Below are 14443 nucleotides of genomic sequence, written 5' to 3'. Positions count from 1 at the left end.
TCACTGCGGGCGATCCGCCGAATCGGCTCAGATGGTCTTCACCGTCCCGCCGTCGATGATGTAGTCCGCGCCGATGATGTTGGTGGCCTTGCCGGAGACCAGGAAGGTGACCAGGGCGGCCACCTCCTCGGGCTCGGTGATTCGGTCGGAGGCCATGGCGATCTGCTGGGGCAGGGCCGCCAGGAAGTCCTCGTGGGTGGCGCCGTTGGCCGCGGCGAGCTGGCCGCCCAAATGCTTCGGATCCCGCCACACCCGGGTGCCGACCACACCCGGGGAGACGGTGTTGACGCGCACGCCACGCGGCCCGAACTCCTCACTGAGTCGCTTGCCGAACGCGGTCAGTGCTGCCTTCGCCTCGCTGTAGCCGACCGGCCCGCTCGACGGCCAGCGGGCGTTGATCGAGGAGATGGTGACGATCGCGCCGCGTCGCTCCAGCAGGCTCGGCAGTGCGGCCCGGCTGGCCCAGATCGCGCTGAACAGATTGCGGTCGAGCGTGTGCCGCCATAGGTCGTCGGTGATATCGAGAAATCCGCCGAGATCGATTCTGTCCGCGTCCACGCTGCCGACATTGTTGATCAGGATGTCGATCCCGCCCAGTTCGGCGAGCGCCGCGTCCATCAGGGCGGTCACGCCCTCCGGTGTGGCAAGATCGGCGGACACCGCTGCGACGGTGGCCTTTTCGAGTTCCGGTGTGATCGTTCGAGCACCTCCGACTACGAGGACGCCCTCGTCGGTCAGTGCCTGCGCAATCGCAAGCCCGATGCCACGGCCGGCGCCGGTAACGACGGCGGTCTTGCCGGTCAATTCGAGATCCATGAGATTCCTATCTTGAACTACAGGTCAAAAATCTGCGCACTGCAACGGTCGCTAGCCGGGGTTGGGCGAGATCGGTGTGCACCATGCGGGTCGATCAGTCATGCCGCACAATCTACACTCCGATAGATAAAATTGACGTAGTGTCGAAAATGGACGAGGTCGGCATGGCGGGTCTGACCCGGGGCGGCGGCTACGGCTTGCCGCTATGAGTGAAGTCACTCGGCACTACCGCCCCGTAGTCGCGAATGTTCTTGCTTCGCAGTAGGTCTCGTCTCAGCGATCAGGCGCCCCATCGGCAACCATGCGTAACGCCGAAGAACCTGCCACCTTGAACGCCCTCAACTCGGCAATATGGTGCGTGCAGCGCGCCGAGGTGATCTCGGCCCGCTGATCTTCCGGGGCCACCGCGTGGTTGCGTCGAACCGCGCGCCATGCGGCATAGCGGATACTTCACCTGAAGCTAGCCAGCTGGGGCCGCGCGGCTGGACGGTCGGAGTGGGAGGCCCTTTGATGTTGCGGGTTTCTGGGCGCTTCCCTCCGAAAGATGTTGTGACAGAACATATGCAGCCGGTGTACGACAGGCCGTGGGCAACCGATACGTCGAATTCCGCCTGGCAATCGAATCGAACTCACGGCCGCCGAACAGGCCGAACTCGGGACCCGGATCAGGTGCGGGCCGGTTGTGCCGAAGGCTTGTTCGAGCGCGTCGGCGAGGTCGCTGGGGGTACCGACGGTGCACGCCGAGATGCCGTAGCCGGTGGCGATCTCGGCGAAGTCGATGCCGGGCAGATCAAGGCCCGGTAGTTCGACCGCGCAGCTAGCCCTACTGTCGATCCGGCGAATGACGTCGTGGCCGTCTTGCGCAATGCGTTACCACACAAGAGTTATTCTTTGGCAAACATTGTTGACGCTGCGATTGTGTGCAGCGGGAACCGAGAGGCGAAGCTCGCATGGTCGGCTTCAAGGCTTTGGTAAACGATCGTCTTCCGTCGCTGGAAACCTCGTTCCCCGGCGATCCGACATTCGGAGACGCTACCGCGACCTGGAATTATCTCGCGCAACCGCAGCCCGTCGGCGTTCTCGCCCCGCGCAGCGCCGAGGATGTCCAGGGCATCATTCGATGCGCCCGGGAGGCGGGGGTCGCGCAGTTGGCGATCCGCTCCGGTGGGCATTCGTTCGAGGGCGGGAGCCTGGGCGGAAAAGGCGGACGTGCGGTGGTGATCGACATGGTCGAAATGAAGGACATCACTATCGACTCCGATCGACTGACCGCGACGATTGGTGGTGGCACGCTGTTCGGTGACCTCACCCGGGAAGCTTGGAACCAAGCCGGTCTCATGGTGCCCGGCGGTTATTGCGTCGCCGTGGGTGTTGCTGGGCAAGTCCAGTGCGGCGGTTACGGGCATTATGGGCGCACCTTCGGCAACCTCACCGATCGCCTGGTGCAGGTCGAAATGGTCCTCGCCGACGGCACCGTGGTGATCGCCGACGAGCACACGCATTCGGACTTGTTCTGGGCGATCCGCGGCAGCGGCACCGGCTCGTTCGGTGTGATAACCCGATTGACCCTGCGGCTGAGCAAGGCGCCAGCGGCACCGGCGAACTTCTCGATCAAATATCGGATGACCGAAGCCGCCACATTCGCGCCGATCTTCACGGCCATGCAGGGCTACTGCCTCAACGCGCCGCTGAAGGTCAACCCGATGGTCGTGATCTGGAGGGGAAACCTCGAGATTCTCGGCTGTCTGGCCAGTGAGACACCCGCCGAACGCGACGCATTCATCGCCGACATGCGCGAAAAGCTGCCACCCGCAACAGAATACGTCATGGAGCCGATGGACTACCTGGAGACCATGCGCCAGCAGGGCCTGGAGGATACGTCGGCGCCGTTCTACCCCGATCTGTCCGATATCCGGCGCGAACGCCGCGAACACCTGCGGCGGATGAAGATCAAGGCCGGGTTTGTACCCGAACCGTTTACCGAGGAGTTCATCGACGCCTTGGCTGCGCACGCCGTCGCCCAGCCCGTCGACTGTGTCCGTGTTCAGATCCTCGCGCTCGACCCGAATTCCGGTCTCCCGGTCGACGCCACCGCCGTCAAGAATCGCGGCTGTCGGTGGCTGATGGGCATGTCCAGCTGGGTCATGCTCGAAGACGCCGGTGACATCACCACCATGGTGAAGATCGGCGAGGACCGCGACGCGTGGATGCATACGGCGTACGAGATCTTCTACCCCTACACCAGCGGTGGTTACATCGGTGATGACGATCTCGAGGAAGCCGACCACGGCCGCGACCTGTTCGACAGCTACTACGGTCAGCACCTGCCCAGACTGCGGGATGTCAAGCGAAAGTACGACCCCGACAACGTCTTTCACCACAAGCTGAGCATCCCGCTCGATTGACCCCGCATAGTGACGGACTGCACATGCCTTCCTCTCGCGTAGGGAGAGAAGTTCCGGTGGCAGGCGTGCAGCGACGGTCGGAGCTCCCGAGCGCCTCTGATCATGCAACTCACCGAGGCCGCCACCCACGATGAGGCCGCCGAACTGGCCGACCAGCAATTCGACGCCTACCTGTGCAACAACCGCACCTGCGAGGTCGGTCTCGAATACGGCATCGGCGGTCACTACGAATCATTCGTCTTCGCCCTGGAACGCCAGATACGCTGAGGAAGGAATGCGGCATGACGACGGTACGAGACGCCTCCTACGAGGTCCTGCGTTCGCTGGGTGTCACCACGTTCTTCGGTAATCCGGGCTCGAACGAGCTGCCGTTCCTGCAAGGGTTTCCGGAGGATTTCCGCTACATCCTCGCCCTGCAGGAGGGCGCGGGACTGGCGATGGCCGACGGATACGCCCAAGCCACCGGCACACCGGCGCTGGTCAGTCTCCATTCCGCCGCCGGTGTGGGCCAGGCGATGGGCAACCTGGTGAACTCCTGGCAGGCAGGCACCCCGCTGATCCTGATCAGCGGCCAGCAGTTCCGCCCGTTGATCACGCTGCAGGGCATGCTCACCAACCACGACGCGACCACCCTGCCGCGGCCGCTGGTCAAGTGGAGCTTCGAGGCGCCCTCGCCCCAGGCGGTTCCGGCCGTGCTGGCACGCGCGATCGGCCTCGCCACGACTGCGCCGACCGGGCCGGTATATGTGTCTGTGCCGCTGTCGGATTGGGACGAGCAGGCCGACACCGACAACCTGCCGTACCTGTTGGGACGCCACATCGCCGGATGGCCCGTGGCCGAACGCGCGGCCCTGCGGGAGCTGGCCCAGCGACTCGACCAGGCCGAGAACCCGGTGCTGGTTCTCGGACCGGACGTGGACGCCTACGGCGGCTGGGACGTCGCGATCGCGCTGGCCGAAAAAGCCGGGCTGCCGGTCAAATTCGGTACCTACGAATACCCGCGCATCTCCTTCCCCACCGACCACCCCTGTTATCAGGGCACTTTGGGTGCGACGGTGGCGCAGGTCCGAGATCAGTTGGCGCCCTATGATTTTGTCGTTTGGGTGGGCGGCGCGGTGCTGCCGTATCACGCGTGGGAACCGGGCCGGTATCTGCGCGAGGGAACCGACCTCGTCCTCGTGACACCCGACCCCGATCAGGCGGCACGCGCACCGCTCGGATCGGCCATCGTCGGCGACCCCGCCGAGGCGCTGGCCCGGCTCGCCGACTGGGTGAGGACCACGCGACCGCTGCCCGCGCCAATGAAACGCCCTGCCCGCGTAGACCTTTCGGATACCGGCACCGGTACGGTCAGCGAGGCCCAGTTCCTCCAGGTCCTCGCCGACAACCACCCCGACGACACGGCCTGGGTCTACGAGACACCCTCGCTGGGGGCGTGGTGGGACACGATGCCGATCACCCGGCCGGACAGCTTCTTCTGCGCCGCGGCCAGTGCCCTGGGCTACGGCCTGCCCGCCGCCGTCGGGGTCGCCTTGGCCCGACCGGATCGGCCGGTGGTCGCCATGATCGGGGACGGCTCGGCCAACTACAGCATCTCCGGCCTGTGGAGCGCCGCCCAGCACCACCTCGACATCACCTACCTGATCGTGCACAACGGCGCGTACCGAGTCTTGAAGGACTACGGAACCTTGCTGGGCGCGCAACGACTGCCGGGCCTGGATCTGCCGGGCATCGACTTCGTGGCCATCGCCACCGGTTACGGCGTTCCGGCACGCACGGTGGGCACCCCCAGCGATCTCGCCGATGCCCTCGAACAGGCCTTCGGCACACCCGGCCCGCACCTGATCCAGGTGCAGATCACCGACGAACCGAGCACGGTATTCCACTGATTGCCACCCCAAACCACGAAGGGTTGCAAGCGATGACGAAACAGTTCGCCGATTTCTCCGCCGAGATCTATCAGGCGGGAACCAAGGGAACGCTGCCGCGGTATCCGCTCGACGCCGAGAGCATCGAACGCAAGGGCGCCGAGGCGATGCCGGACTGGTTGCTGTCGTATGTGGCCAGTGGCAGCGGTAACGGACACACCCAACGCGCCAATATCGCGGCATTCGAGAAATGGGGCATCGTCCCGCGCATGTGCAACGGCCGCGCCGAACGCGATCTATCGATCGACCTGTTCGGAATGCGGTTGCCGACACCGATCTTCCTGCCGCCGGTCGGGGTCATGGGCATCTGCACACAGGACTTCCACGGCGACCTCGCCGTGGCCCGCGCCGCCGCCAGCACTGGAGTGCCGGTGATCCAGTCGACGCTGTCGCAGGACCCGCTCGAAAACATCGCCCCCGCGATGGGCGACACCCCGGGGCTGTTCCAGCTCTACACCCCCAAAGACCGTGACCTGGCGATCAGCTTCATCCAACGGGCCGAAAAGGCCGGATACCGAGGCCTCGTCGTCACCCTCGACTCCTGGGTTACCGGCTGGCGGCCCCACGATCTGAACCACGCGAACTTTCCCCAGGCACACGGCTACTGCATGGCCAACTTCTTCACCGACGAGCACTTCCGCAAACGCCTCGCCACCGCACCCGAAGACGACATACCCGCCGCGGTCGCCGAATGGGAACGCATCTTCGGTCACTCGCTGACCTGGGACGACTTCACCTGGATCCGCGAGTCCACCGACCTGCCGATCCTGGTGAAGGGCATCAACCATCCCGACGACGCCCGCCACGCCATCGACCTCGGTGTGGACGGCATCTACTGCTCCAATCACGGTGGCCGCCAAGCCAACGGCGGCGTCCCCACCCTCGACGTGCTGCCCGCCGTCGTAGCCGCAGCCGGAGATGTGCCGGTGCTGTTCGACTCCGGTGTGCGCAGCGGCACCGACGTCGTCAAGGCGCTGGCACTCGGCGCGACCGCAGTCGGGATCGGCCGCACCTACCTCTACGCCCTGGCCCTCGGCGGCGAGGACGCCCTCGTCCACCACCTGCGCGCAATCCTCGCCGAGGCCGATCTGCTCATGGCCCTCGACGGCTACCCGACCATCGCCGATTTGCACAACAACGCCATACAGCGAGTCACATAACGAAAGCGCTTGCGACCCGGTGAATCCAAGCAGGAATACATGCTCAACGCGCGCCTGCCCGGTCCGCCCGGAGTAGTGCGGAATAGTTTCCAGCGGTCGGAATTGTCGATGGACATCGTCTCGAACAGGAGCGATCGGTGGGCAAAGGGACGTTTGCGGTTGAGCGTGTGGTCGATTCGTGTGCCGGGCGTCGAGACGACGTCGTCGTGGTCCATGGCGAGCGCTGCGTGACTGGGGCCGAACTGGCTGAGCTGGTCTATCGCTTGGGGGCGGCGTTACGGGAGATCGGAGTCGACCTCGGTTGCCTGGTGGTGATCCGGGCGCAGAACAGTCCTGAAGTCCTCGCGGTCCGGTTGGCGACCCAGCTCATCGGCGGTTGTGCCGCGATCGTGCCAGCTCACACGGACGATGAACTTATCGCCGGCCTGGCGCCGAATGTCCTGGTGAGCGCGCCGAATTCGGGACAAACCGGCGCTTACACGCTCGGCGAGGCACCCGGATGCGTCGATCTGCTCGCCATGGCCCGCAATATGCCCGCCACCGCCATCGGTTGCCCGGCCTCCGGCGACGACGTGTGCTCGGTGGTACTCAGCGGCGGGACCACCGGTCGCCCGAAAGCGAGCTGCCACACCTACACCGATCAGCAAACCGTCATCGCCGCGTCAAGCGATCCGCAACCACGGCTGCTCGTGGCAACGCCCCTGGCCTACCTCGCCCAGAATCTCGTAGACGCCGCGCTGGCCGACGACGGAATGGTCGTCCTGCTGGCCCCTTCCCCGGTGTTCGATCCCGACCTCGTTCTCACCGCGATCACCCGCCACCACATCACCAATATGTTCCTGGTCGAACCGCAACTGTTCGCCTTGGCCACCCACCCAGAGCTGTCCCGCTATGACATATCGAGCCTGCGTCGACTTCTGCACCTCGGCGCTGCCGCCCCCGCGACCGCCCGCCGAGTAGCTCTGGAGCGGCTGGGCCCGATCCTCTGCCACGCCTACGGCAGTAGCGAAACCGGACTGGTCTCCATGCTCGGCCCCGAGCAATACACACCCGATCGACTCGACACCGCCGGACCGATATTGCCCGATGCCCGCGTACGGTTCACCCGCCCCGACGGAACCCCCGGCGACCACGGCGAGCCCTGCGATATCGCGGTCACTGGCCCCCACATCGCCAGCGGCTATTGGCGGCGGCCCGACCTCGACGCGATCATCGCCGATGGCTGGATCAGCACCGGAGATGTCGGCTTTATCGACGACAACGACGATTTGCACATCCTGGGCCGTCGCCGCGACATTATCGCCAACGTCTTTCCAGCCCAGGTGGAAGATCTGCTCTACCAGCAACCCGGCGTGCGTCTCGCCTCAGCCTTCGCCGATACCAACCAATTTCGCGCTCTCGTTGTCCTCGAGCCCGACGCCGCGTTTGATCCGCCCGCAGTGCTGACCGCACTGCAGGCCGACCTCGACGTGGCCGTCACTGTCGTTGCAGTCGACCGCATCCCCTTGACCGAGCAAGGCAAACCTGATCAGCAGGCCACGCGGATGGCATGAACGCGCAAACGCAGATCAAGCCATCCCACCGCTGCATCGACTCGTTGATCAACGCGCTGACATCGGCATGCGCGTGCGTTCGTGTGGCCGAGATAACCTCCGCCCGTTGATCTTCCGCGAGTCAGCTTGGCCGCATGGCGAAGCGCGCCAGCATCGGCAGCGTGACGGCGGCGATCGGTTCGCAGGCCCGGCGGGCGGGGGAACCAACTGTCCATCAACACTTCGCCAGGCCGAGCTCCAACACCATCCGTATCGATGCCAAACCCTTGCCGGTACTGTCCAATTCGGCCGGGAACCGCAGGTGTTCTTCGAACCCGAGACGATCCAGCAGGTTCCTCGACGCGGCGTTCACCTCGAACATGTTGGCGAAGACTCGCGCGATTTCCCGCGATCTGAGATACGGCAATAGCCCGCGCACGGCTTCGGTGGCATAGCCGTTGCCCTGGTGAGCGGGATGAACGGCGTATGCGAGCCACACCTCACCCGGTTCTTGCGATGTGGGCAGCCCGTCCTCGGTCACGTTCCACGCGTGAACCTCTCCGATAACTGTGCCGTCTGGGTGAGTCATGGCCAGCAGGAGATCAAATCGTGGACCATCAACCGGCGCGGTCGCCCGTGCGAGGCGTTTTCGGGTCTGCCCCAGAGTGAGGGGCGGATGAGCCAAGTAGGTCGTCAGCGTCGGATCACCCAAGTAGCAGAACATCGACTCGGCGTCGTTCGGGACGGCACGGCGAAGTACCAGGCGTTCGGTGCGGATCTCCATACCGGAAGTGTCCCTCCTGTCGGCAACCGGATTAACCGCTCATCGCCCAGGGCATGGGCGGTGACTGGCCGGCGGCCTGAGATGCCTTCAGCGAGTTGACCTTCGGGGGCGGGTCGGCTCATCTTCGAGGGCGGTGCGTTTCTGGCCGATCTCGGGGAACAGCAGGCGTGACCCACGCGGAGACGCTGCGCGACAGGGTTGTCTATTCCTCCCGAGGGAATCGCCCGGGGCGGCATGGCTGCTGCAGAGTTATCGCCGTGAGTCAACGAGAGATTGTGCGGTACACCCGAATCGAGAGCACTCCGGACGGGAATTCAAAGTTCGTCGACGAGGAGTTGGCGCTCACAGCGCGAACGGTCGCGGCGGGCGTACCGCCGATGGCAATCAGCGAATTGAGCACTGCGGAAGCGCTTTTCGTGCGCAGCGAGGGATTCGACAGTGCGCCACACCCCGCGCCGCGTCGACAGTGGGTGGTGATGGTGCGTGGCGCGATCGAGGTAACCACCGGCAGCGGTGAGAAACGGGTGTTCGGCCCGGGAGACCTGGTGCTGGCAGCAGATACCGACGGGCTCGGGCACAGCACCGTCGCGCTTGGCGATCCGCCTTTCGAGGCGCTGTTCCTACCGGTCCCCGATGGTGCCTGAATCGGCCCGGCGGTTAGTCGACTGCACGGAAATCGCGCCTCCGCGCTCCACCGCATCGGGGCGCGGTGAATGCGCAGAACGCGCACGGCGCTGTCCTTGCGCCGCTGGTCAATTGCCGCGTCGGCGTAGTGATCGGTACAGCAGCCACAGCATCAGGGCGAGCGGGGTCAAGATCGCCGCGAACAGGATTCCGGCGAACATTCCGTAGCCGTGCGGATCGAAGAGCAATCCGGTGGCACTGAGCATCGCCTCGCCGACGAGCAGCACGATCAGCGCGGTGGTGCAGGCAAACGCGCTGAGCAGGAGGTACCGGAGCGCTATCCGCGGGGCGCTTGTCCGGGTAGTGGTATCCGGTGTGTCCATGTTCGGCTCCGCGGGCTGGGTTGTGCCGCAATCATTTCGGGTCGGGGGTGCAGATGGTCAGGAACGACTTCTGGTTCTCGCGTTGCACGTCCGACGCGTCCATCCAGCCGCGCTGGCCGAACAGGTAGCTTCCGGAGGGGTGCCGGGCCGACTCGCGCAGGACCTGGGCGACGTCGACCCTCGCACCGTACGCCTTCGGGCCGTCGACGGAGAAGTTGAGCGAGCCCGCTTTGGTCCAGTCGTAGTCCGCTGGCAGCGGTTTCTGGACCTGCAAAGATCCACCGGTGTCGGGGACGGATCGCCCGGTCGTCCGCAGCAGATCCATGCGCTCTACCGGCACCCCCGGCCGCGGCGCCGTCCACACCTGCTCCGTGCTCTGCTGAGTGCCGGAGTCGAAGATCAACGTCAGACCGGTGACCCCATCGCACACGGTGCCTGTCCACAGTTTCAGGACGCCGTCATCGACGCGGAACCCGGCCGCCGGTGGCAGCGACGGCGCGAACTGCGCCTTGGTGTCGCACGCCGCGGTCACTACCGCCAGAAGTAGTGCGGCGCAGGCGACGCGCAGCCGCCTAGTATCCGCCATCGGAAAGTCCCGCGTCTTCCTCGGTCTCGTTGCCGCCGGTGAGCTGCTCCCACGCGTAGGAGGCGAGGAAGCCTGTGTAGCCTTCGTCCGCCCATTGCCGGGAGTGGCGCTCCTCGTGGTGCAGCAGCCGGTCGATGTCCAGATTCCCCCGGTAGGGGCCGTTGTCGTTCTCGTACCACGCGTAGCCCGACCTCGCCACCTCTCGAATTTGCTGCGCGGGATCTTTCGGGTCGTCGATGTTCAGCATGAACGTGTCGCCCCAGGTCGTTCCGCCGTGTTGGCTGTACGCGTCCTGGATGAAGTTCCCGCCCAAGCCCATCATCATGCCGTTCGGAGTGGTCGCCAACCGCCCACCGTTGCCATGCACAAACCCAACATCGTCGTCGTAGCTCCAGGAATTCTCCCGTTGGCGGTCGGTGATCCGCCGCAGTTCCGCGGATCCGTACGGAGTCGGTGGGAAGTCGGTCTTTTCGCCATCGGTGCCGTAGTCGGTGCCCGCGTTCAGGATGTAGGTCATCCGCACCGCTTTGGCGGCGTCGTCCCCGCTGAAGTCGGTCGGCATCAGGAAGTACGACTTGAAGATCCCGTCGCCGTCCTCGTCCTCGCGGATCTCTTCCATTCTGTCGAGGATCTTGAAGTCCTCGGGCGTGATGTGATGTTCGGCGATGATCTGCTTGATGGTGTCGAGCGAAACGCCCCGGCGCACGGCATTTTCCAGCCATTGCCGGTAGTAGCCGGACACCGGCGGCCCGGTCAGCAGTCCGGCGTCGCGCAGCGCCTGCTCCATCTCGGCCACCTGGGCGTCGATCTCCCCGCCCTTCCTGGCGCCGTCCAGGGTGGTCGCTCCGTGGTCGCTGATCTTGCGGTCCTGCGCGAGTTGCATCACCCCGGCGAGAGCGGCGTCGATGTTGGTCGCCGTGGTGAGTATCGCCTTGGTTTCCTGCTCGAGCTGCTGCCTGATGGTTTCGCGGTGCCGCCGGGTCTCGCCACGGTCTTCGGCCTCGGTGCGCGACTTCGGTGGGGGGTCGGGAGGTTTGTTGTCCACGATCGCGCCGTTGGCGGCGATGCCGAACTGGTAGGTGTCGGCGAGGGCGTCGTTGTTGGCGACTCGCGTTTTCAGTGCGGACACGTCGTCCGACACATCCTGTAGCGCGCGTTCGACGGCGGACAGCTCCGCGATCAGGATCTCGGCGTTGTTCCGCGTGTTTCCCAGCGAACTGCGTGCACGCTCGCTCGCGGGGCCGTGCCATTCGGGCAATCGCCTGGCGTCGTCGAGCTCGTCCTGCAGCCCGATGAGTTTGTCCCGCCGATCGCGCAGGTTGGTGGCCGACGTATCGAGCGCCCCAGCGTCCCACTTACGGACGTCGTCGTAGCCGATAGTCATTTCCCGAAAGCCTTTTTCGCCTCGACCTCGTTCTCGGAGTAGATCTTCGCGGCCGACGTGATCGATTCGTCCCACTGGCCGATCTCGCCTGCCCACCCCTTGGCGCGCTCATTGAACGTCGATGCCAGAGTGGGCGCGTTCTTTGCCGCATTCCCGCCTGGCAATGCTGTCGCGATCGCATCCAAGCCGGTACCGGGGTTTACCGTAATAGCCTGTCCCGCAGCAGATCCTGCCGCCTTGGCCGCTTCCCGTAGCTGACTGATCTGGACCTCGAACCCGCTCACCGTCTGTGACCCCTATCCCTGCACGCGCCGATACGGTCCGTGCCGGCTACCGGGTTTGCCGTCGGCGACCGAATCCGCGATTCGCGAATCGGTTCCGCGGCAGAGCCGAGGGCCCTGAATCTTTTCTGGCATCGAGCACTCCCCCCGGGCGCACTATCGATTGATTCGTGTATTGCGTAGGCATCGATGCTATCGCTCATCGAGACCCACCTCTTGCCCCCGATTCAGGGGGCTACGCGAGTGCGGTTTCCTCGTCAAAAACGTTCTGCGGGAAGGCTTCCTGCACGCGTGCGGGTGTGCCAGTTCGCTGCTTGTCAAGCGGGCGGTCGCTGAACTGCCCCTTGCCGATTTCGTGACGGTCCTCCTTTCTCTTCGGGCGCGGCCACGTGCAGCGGCAGAGCGTCGGCCTGGGTGCGGGGCCCCGACCTACGTGACGAGCAGACCGGGAGGCGGTGGCGACGGGATGTCGACCAAGACCTTGCCGACCACGCCGCCCTCGACTGCCCGGTGGGCATCCGCGACGCGGTGCAAGGGAAAGCGGATCAGGGGCAGGCCGTGCTCCTCACCGACCGGCAGGGCGCCGTCGCGGACGGCGACGGCGACGTCCGCGACCGCCGCGGCACGGGCGTCAGGACCGGCGGTGTAGAGCACCAGGAATTGAAAGCGGTTGTTGCGCACCATGTTTTGCGGCACATTCAGCTCGACGGGATGACCGCCGTCGTTGGCGTAGGTCGGTAGCCATCCTCCACGGTGCGCGCGATCACTCGATGATCGGAACCCAGCGCGCGCACCGCGCGGCAATTGAGTGCGTTCACCACGACCATCGCGCCAGGCATGGGGAAGGCTGGTTTGTCAGCGATCTGCGCAAGCTCGGAACTGAGACTGATATACGGCATCTCAGCCTCGGTGAAGAATCGGGATCAGACCGGGTTGTTCGGTGCGGCATGAATTCGCATCAACGAGTGATGTTTCGGATCATGCGCATCACTATACGAACCACCGCAGGCACGAGGGAAAGCATCGATCGTGACAACAGTTCCGTGGGGTCTGGCAGTGGTATCCGAGGCAAGGACCGGGTGTTTTGACGTGCTCTGCGGGGCTGTTTGGCGGCAAATCCGGGCCCTTGCCGAGGAGGCGGGATGACGTCCTTGATCAAGAGCGGCTGACCCGGCTCCTCAGTGTTTGGCCTTGTTGCGCAGCTTGAGTCGAAATTGGACTCCGGCGGTTCGGGCGAGGCTGGCGGAGAAGGACTCTCGATGTCTGTCACTACCGGCCCAACCATCGGTTTGTCGTCGAAGCTGGTTTCGGCGACAGGCAGGCTCCTGTTTGACATCGCAGCGGCTACTCGGTCCAGAAATGTCGCGCGTCGGTTCACACTTCGCCCAGCGGGGCGTTGCCACGTCTCGATGATTGAGTTCACCGGTCCTCCTCGGCTAGAGCAGGGAGAGCTGGGTCGGAAGCTATCCGCGGCGTAGGAACTGCCTGTTGTGGCGTGTTCTGCTCGGGTACGTCGACCTCGACGTGACCCAAATTCTTTGTGCCCGATACGCCGCTGAGGGCGAAGGTACTCCCCGCCCCAATAACGACCGCAGCGCCCAGGCCGGACAGCCAGCCAACACCGGCCTGGAGTCCGACGACCATCATCGCAGCCGTTATTCGCAGAATGACGTTGCTGCACAGCCAGAATGTAAGCGTGGGATGCGAGCTCTGGGCTGCGGTAGTGTCGTCGTTGCTCCGCCAAGGCCACCGTCCCACCCTGCGGGAGTAGTCGAACAGCTCGAATACTGCTGCCGCGAGCGCTGCGACCCCACCTAAAGCCGCGTATTCCGCGACGCCTAACGCGTCCATAGCAGGACGCTACAACGCTAGCGCGTTGGGCAACAGTGGATTCGGAGGCTTGATTCGCCGAATATGTCCCGTTCAAACTGGGCAGTCGGGTAGATTCAGAAGGGCCACGAGAGGCTAGATCGCCCTTCTCCGAGGAAAATCGGAGTAGACCAGTTATATCCAGGCGAGTGCAGTTACGGGAACGCGAACCAGGTTTCGGCGACGCAACGTCACCAGTTCGTTCGGGACCGGGCGTTCGCCGGGCAGCAGCCGTGAGCCAGTTTGGGCCACGTCGAGGTCCGTCGGCAGTGTCCTGCTCACCAGGCACCAGCGGATGCGTCTCGATTTCAGATCGATAATCTGGACCAAGCTGAGACCGTGCTGCTCGGGGTTGTGAGCGACCCGGGAGCGCCAGCCAGCAGGCGGTGGGGGCACCTGCACCCGTTGGTCCGCCAGGCCACCCGTTCCGCCGAAGTCTCCAGCACAGACTGAGACCGTCGGACGAACGCCCTCAATTCGGCAGTAGCAGACGTTCGCGAGATCGGCTGTTGGCCACAGACCGTCCGCATTGGACGCCCGCGCAGCGGCATAGAAAGACGTTCTGCGTCTCGGTCTGGACGAGCGAACGTCCTCCCGATGCGCTAGTCGGGCTTGTTGTCCCATCGCGGCAGGAGGACGTTCATGAGTAACGGTAGAGGCTTGTCCCGGGGTGATCGCAACCGAAACGCCC

14 protein-coding genes are annotated in these 14443 nt (G+C 64.8%); 6 read left to right on the top strand and 8 right to left on the bottom strand.

From position 1 onward, the window contains the following. Positions 1–27: 27 nt before the first annotated feature. Positions 28–816 carry an SDR family oxidoreductase gene (locus ACIBCN_RS26720; RefSeq protein WP_396994415.1) on the bottom strand — a complete coding sequence of 263 codons (789 nt, stop codon included), beginning with the start codon at positions 814–816 and terminating at the stop codon, positions 28–30. A gap of 450 nt (positions 817–1266) precedes the next feature. After that, positions 1267–1596 (bottom strand): thiamine pyrophosphate-dependent enzyme, encoded by a 330-nt coding sequence (locus tag ACIBCN_RS26715; protein WP_396994790.1) that lies wholly within the window; start codon positions 1594–1596, stop codon positions 1267–1269. A 170-nt stretch (positions 1597–1766) separates the two neighbouring features. Between ACIBCN_RS26715 and ACIBCN_RS26710 the strand changes: the two genes are divergently transcribed. The 5 genes from ACIBCN_RS26710 (at position 1767) to ACIBCN_RS26690 (ending at position 7862) form a co-directional block, all read left to right on the top strand. Continuing rightward, positions 1767–3221 carry an FAD-binding oxidoreductase gene (locus ACIBCN_RS26710; protein ID WP_396994414.1) on the top strand — a complete coding sequence of 485 codons (1455 nt, stop codon included), beginning with the start codon at positions 1767–1769 and terminating at the stop codon, positions 3219–3221. Between the two features lie 102 nt (positions 3222–3323). Further along, positions 3324–3488, top strand: a complete 165-nt coding sequence (locus ACIBCN_RS26705; RefSeq protein WP_396994413.1) for a hypothetical protein — start codon at positions 3324–3326, stop codon at positions 3486–3488. Between the two features lie 14 nt (positions 3489–3502). Continuing rightward, positions 3503–5110, top strand: coding sequence for a benzoylformate decarboxylase (gene mdlC, locus ACIBCN_RS26700; RefSeq protein ID WP_396994412.1), 1608 nt, complete (start codon positions 3503–3505; stop codon positions 5108–5110). 32 nt (positions 5111–5142) lie between these two features. Further along, on the top strand, positions 5143–6309 hold the full coding sequence (locus ACIBCN_RS26695; protein WP_396994411.1) for an alpha-hydroxy-acid oxidizing protein: 1167 nt from the start codon (positions 5143–5145) through the stop codon (positions 6307–6309). Between the two features lie 137 nt (positions 6310–6446). Then, positions 6447–7862: a class I adenylate-forming enzyme family protein gene (locus tag ACIBCN_RS26690; protein WP_396994410.1), complete on the top strand. Its 1416-nt coding sequence runs from the start codon at positions 6447–6449 to the stop codon at positions 7860–7862. Positions 7863–8076: 214 nt separating this feature from the next. Here the strand turns inward: ACIBCN_RS26690 and ACIBCN_RS26685 are convergent, their stop codons facing one another. Beyond that, positions 8077–8625 carry a GNAT family N-acetyltransferase gene (locus tag ACIBCN_RS26685; protein WP_396994409.1) on the bottom strand — a complete coding sequence of 183 codons (549 nt, stop codon included), beginning with the start codon at positions 8623–8625 and terminating at the stop codon, positions 8077–8079. Positions 8626–8882: 257 nt separating this feature from the next. On the opposite strand from ACIBCN_RS26685, the gene ACIBCN_RS26680 reads away from it, so the two are divergent. Then, on the top strand, positions 8883–9269 hold the full coding sequence (locus ACIBCN_RS26680) for a hypothetical protein (protein ID WP_396994408.1): 387 nt from the start codon (positions 8883–8885) through the stop codon (positions 9267–9269). A 108-nt stretch (positions 9270–9377) separates the two neighbouring features. Here ACIBCN_RS26680 and ACIBCN_RS26675 read toward each other — a convergent pair whose 3' ends face one another. The 5 genes from ACIBCN_RS26675 to ACIBCN_RS26655 all read right to left on the bottom strand — a co-directional run bounded on the left by ACIBCN_RS26675 (position 9378) and on the right by ACIBCN_RS26655 (position 12567). Then, on the bottom strand, positions 9378–9632 hold the full coding sequence (locus ACIBCN_RS26675) for a hypothetical protein (protein ID WP_396994407.1): 255 nt from the start codon (positions 9630–9632) through the stop codon (positions 9378–9380). Positions 9633–9663: 31 nt separating this feature from the next. Next, complete coding sequence (locus ACIBCN_RS26670) at positions 9664–10218, bottom strand: hypothetical protein (RefSeq protein ID WP_396994406.1); 555 nt, start codon at positions 10216–10218, stop codon at positions 9664–9666. Next, complete coding sequence (locus ACIBCN_RS26665; RefSeq protein WP_396994405.1) at positions 10205–11602, bottom strand: hypothetical protein; 1398 nt, start codon at positions 11600–11602, stop codon at positions 10205–10207. Before ACIBCN_RS26665 ends, ACIBCN_RS26670 begins: the two co-directional genes overlap by 14 nt. Further along, positions 11599–11886 (bottom strand): hypothetical protein, encoded by a 288-nt coding sequence (locus tag ACIBCN_RS26660; protein ID WP_396994404.1) that lies wholly within the window; start codon positions 11884–11886, stop codon positions 11599–11601. Before ACIBCN_RS26660 ends, ACIBCN_RS26665 begins: the two co-directional genes overlap by 4 nt. A 426-nt stretch (positions 11887–12312) precedes the next feature. Then, positions 12313–12567 carry a hypothetical protein gene (locus ACIBCN_RS26655; protein ID WP_396994403.1) on the bottom strand — a complete coding sequence of 85 codons (255 nt, stop codon included), beginning with the start codon at positions 12565–12567 and terminating at the stop codon, positions 12313–12315. Positions 12568–14443: the final 1876 nt, after the last annotated feature.

Origin of the sequence: Nocardia sp. NPDC051052 (assembly GCF_044456045.1) — a bacterium.
Lineage (GTDB): Bacteria > Actinomycetota > Actinomycetes > Mycobacteriales > Mycobacteriaceae > Nocardia.
This window is presented reverse-complemented; position numbering and strand designations above follow the sequence as displayed.

What these genes read in the sequence shown, in the direction of transcription:
- ACIBCN_RS26705 (WP_396994413.1), top strand. Translation starts at nt 3,324, where the DNA reads ATGCAACTCACCGAGGCCGCCACCCACGATGAGGCCGCCGAACTGGCC.
- ACIBCN_RS26670 (WP_396994406.1), bottom strand. Translation starts at nt 10,218, where the DNA reads ATGGCGGATACTAGGCGGCTGCGCGTCGCCTGCGCCGCACTACTTCTG.
- ACIBCN_RS26655 (WP_396994403.1), bottom strand. Translation starts at nt 12,567, where the DNA reads ATGGTGCGCAACAACCGCTTTCAATTCCTGGTGCTCTACACCGCCGGT.
- ACIBCN_RS26685 (WP_396994409.1), bottom strand. Translation starts at nt 8,625, where the DNA reads ATGGAGATCCGCACCGAACGCCTGGTACTTCGCCGTGCCGTCCCGAAC.
- mdlC (WP_396994412.1), top strand. Translation starts at nt 3,503, where the DNA reads ATGACGACGGTACGAGACGCCTCCTACGAGGTCCTGCGTTCGCTGGGT.
- ACIBCN_RS26720 (WP_396994415.1), bottom strand. Translation starts at nt 816, where the DNA reads ATGGATCTCGAATTGACCGGCAAGACCGCCGTCGTTACCGGCGCCGGC.
- ACIBCN_RS26665 (WP_396994405.1), bottom strand. Translation starts at nt 11,602, where the DNA reads ATGACTATCGGCTACGACGACGTCCGTAAGTGGGACGCTGGGGCGCTC.
- ACIBCN_RS26695 (WP_396994411.1), top strand. Translation starts at nt 5,143, where the DNA reads ATGACGAAACAGTTCGCCGATTTCTCCGCCGAGATCTATCAGGCGGGA.
- ACIBCN_RS26710 (WP_396994414.1), top strand. Translation starts at nt 1,767, where the DNA reads ATGGTCGGCTTCAAGGCTTTGGTAAACGATCGTCTTCCGTCGCTGGAA.
- ACIBCN_RS26675 (WP_396994407.1), bottom strand. Translation starts at nt 9,632, where the DNA reads ATGGACACACCGGATACCACTACCCGGACAAGCGCCCCGCGGATAGCG.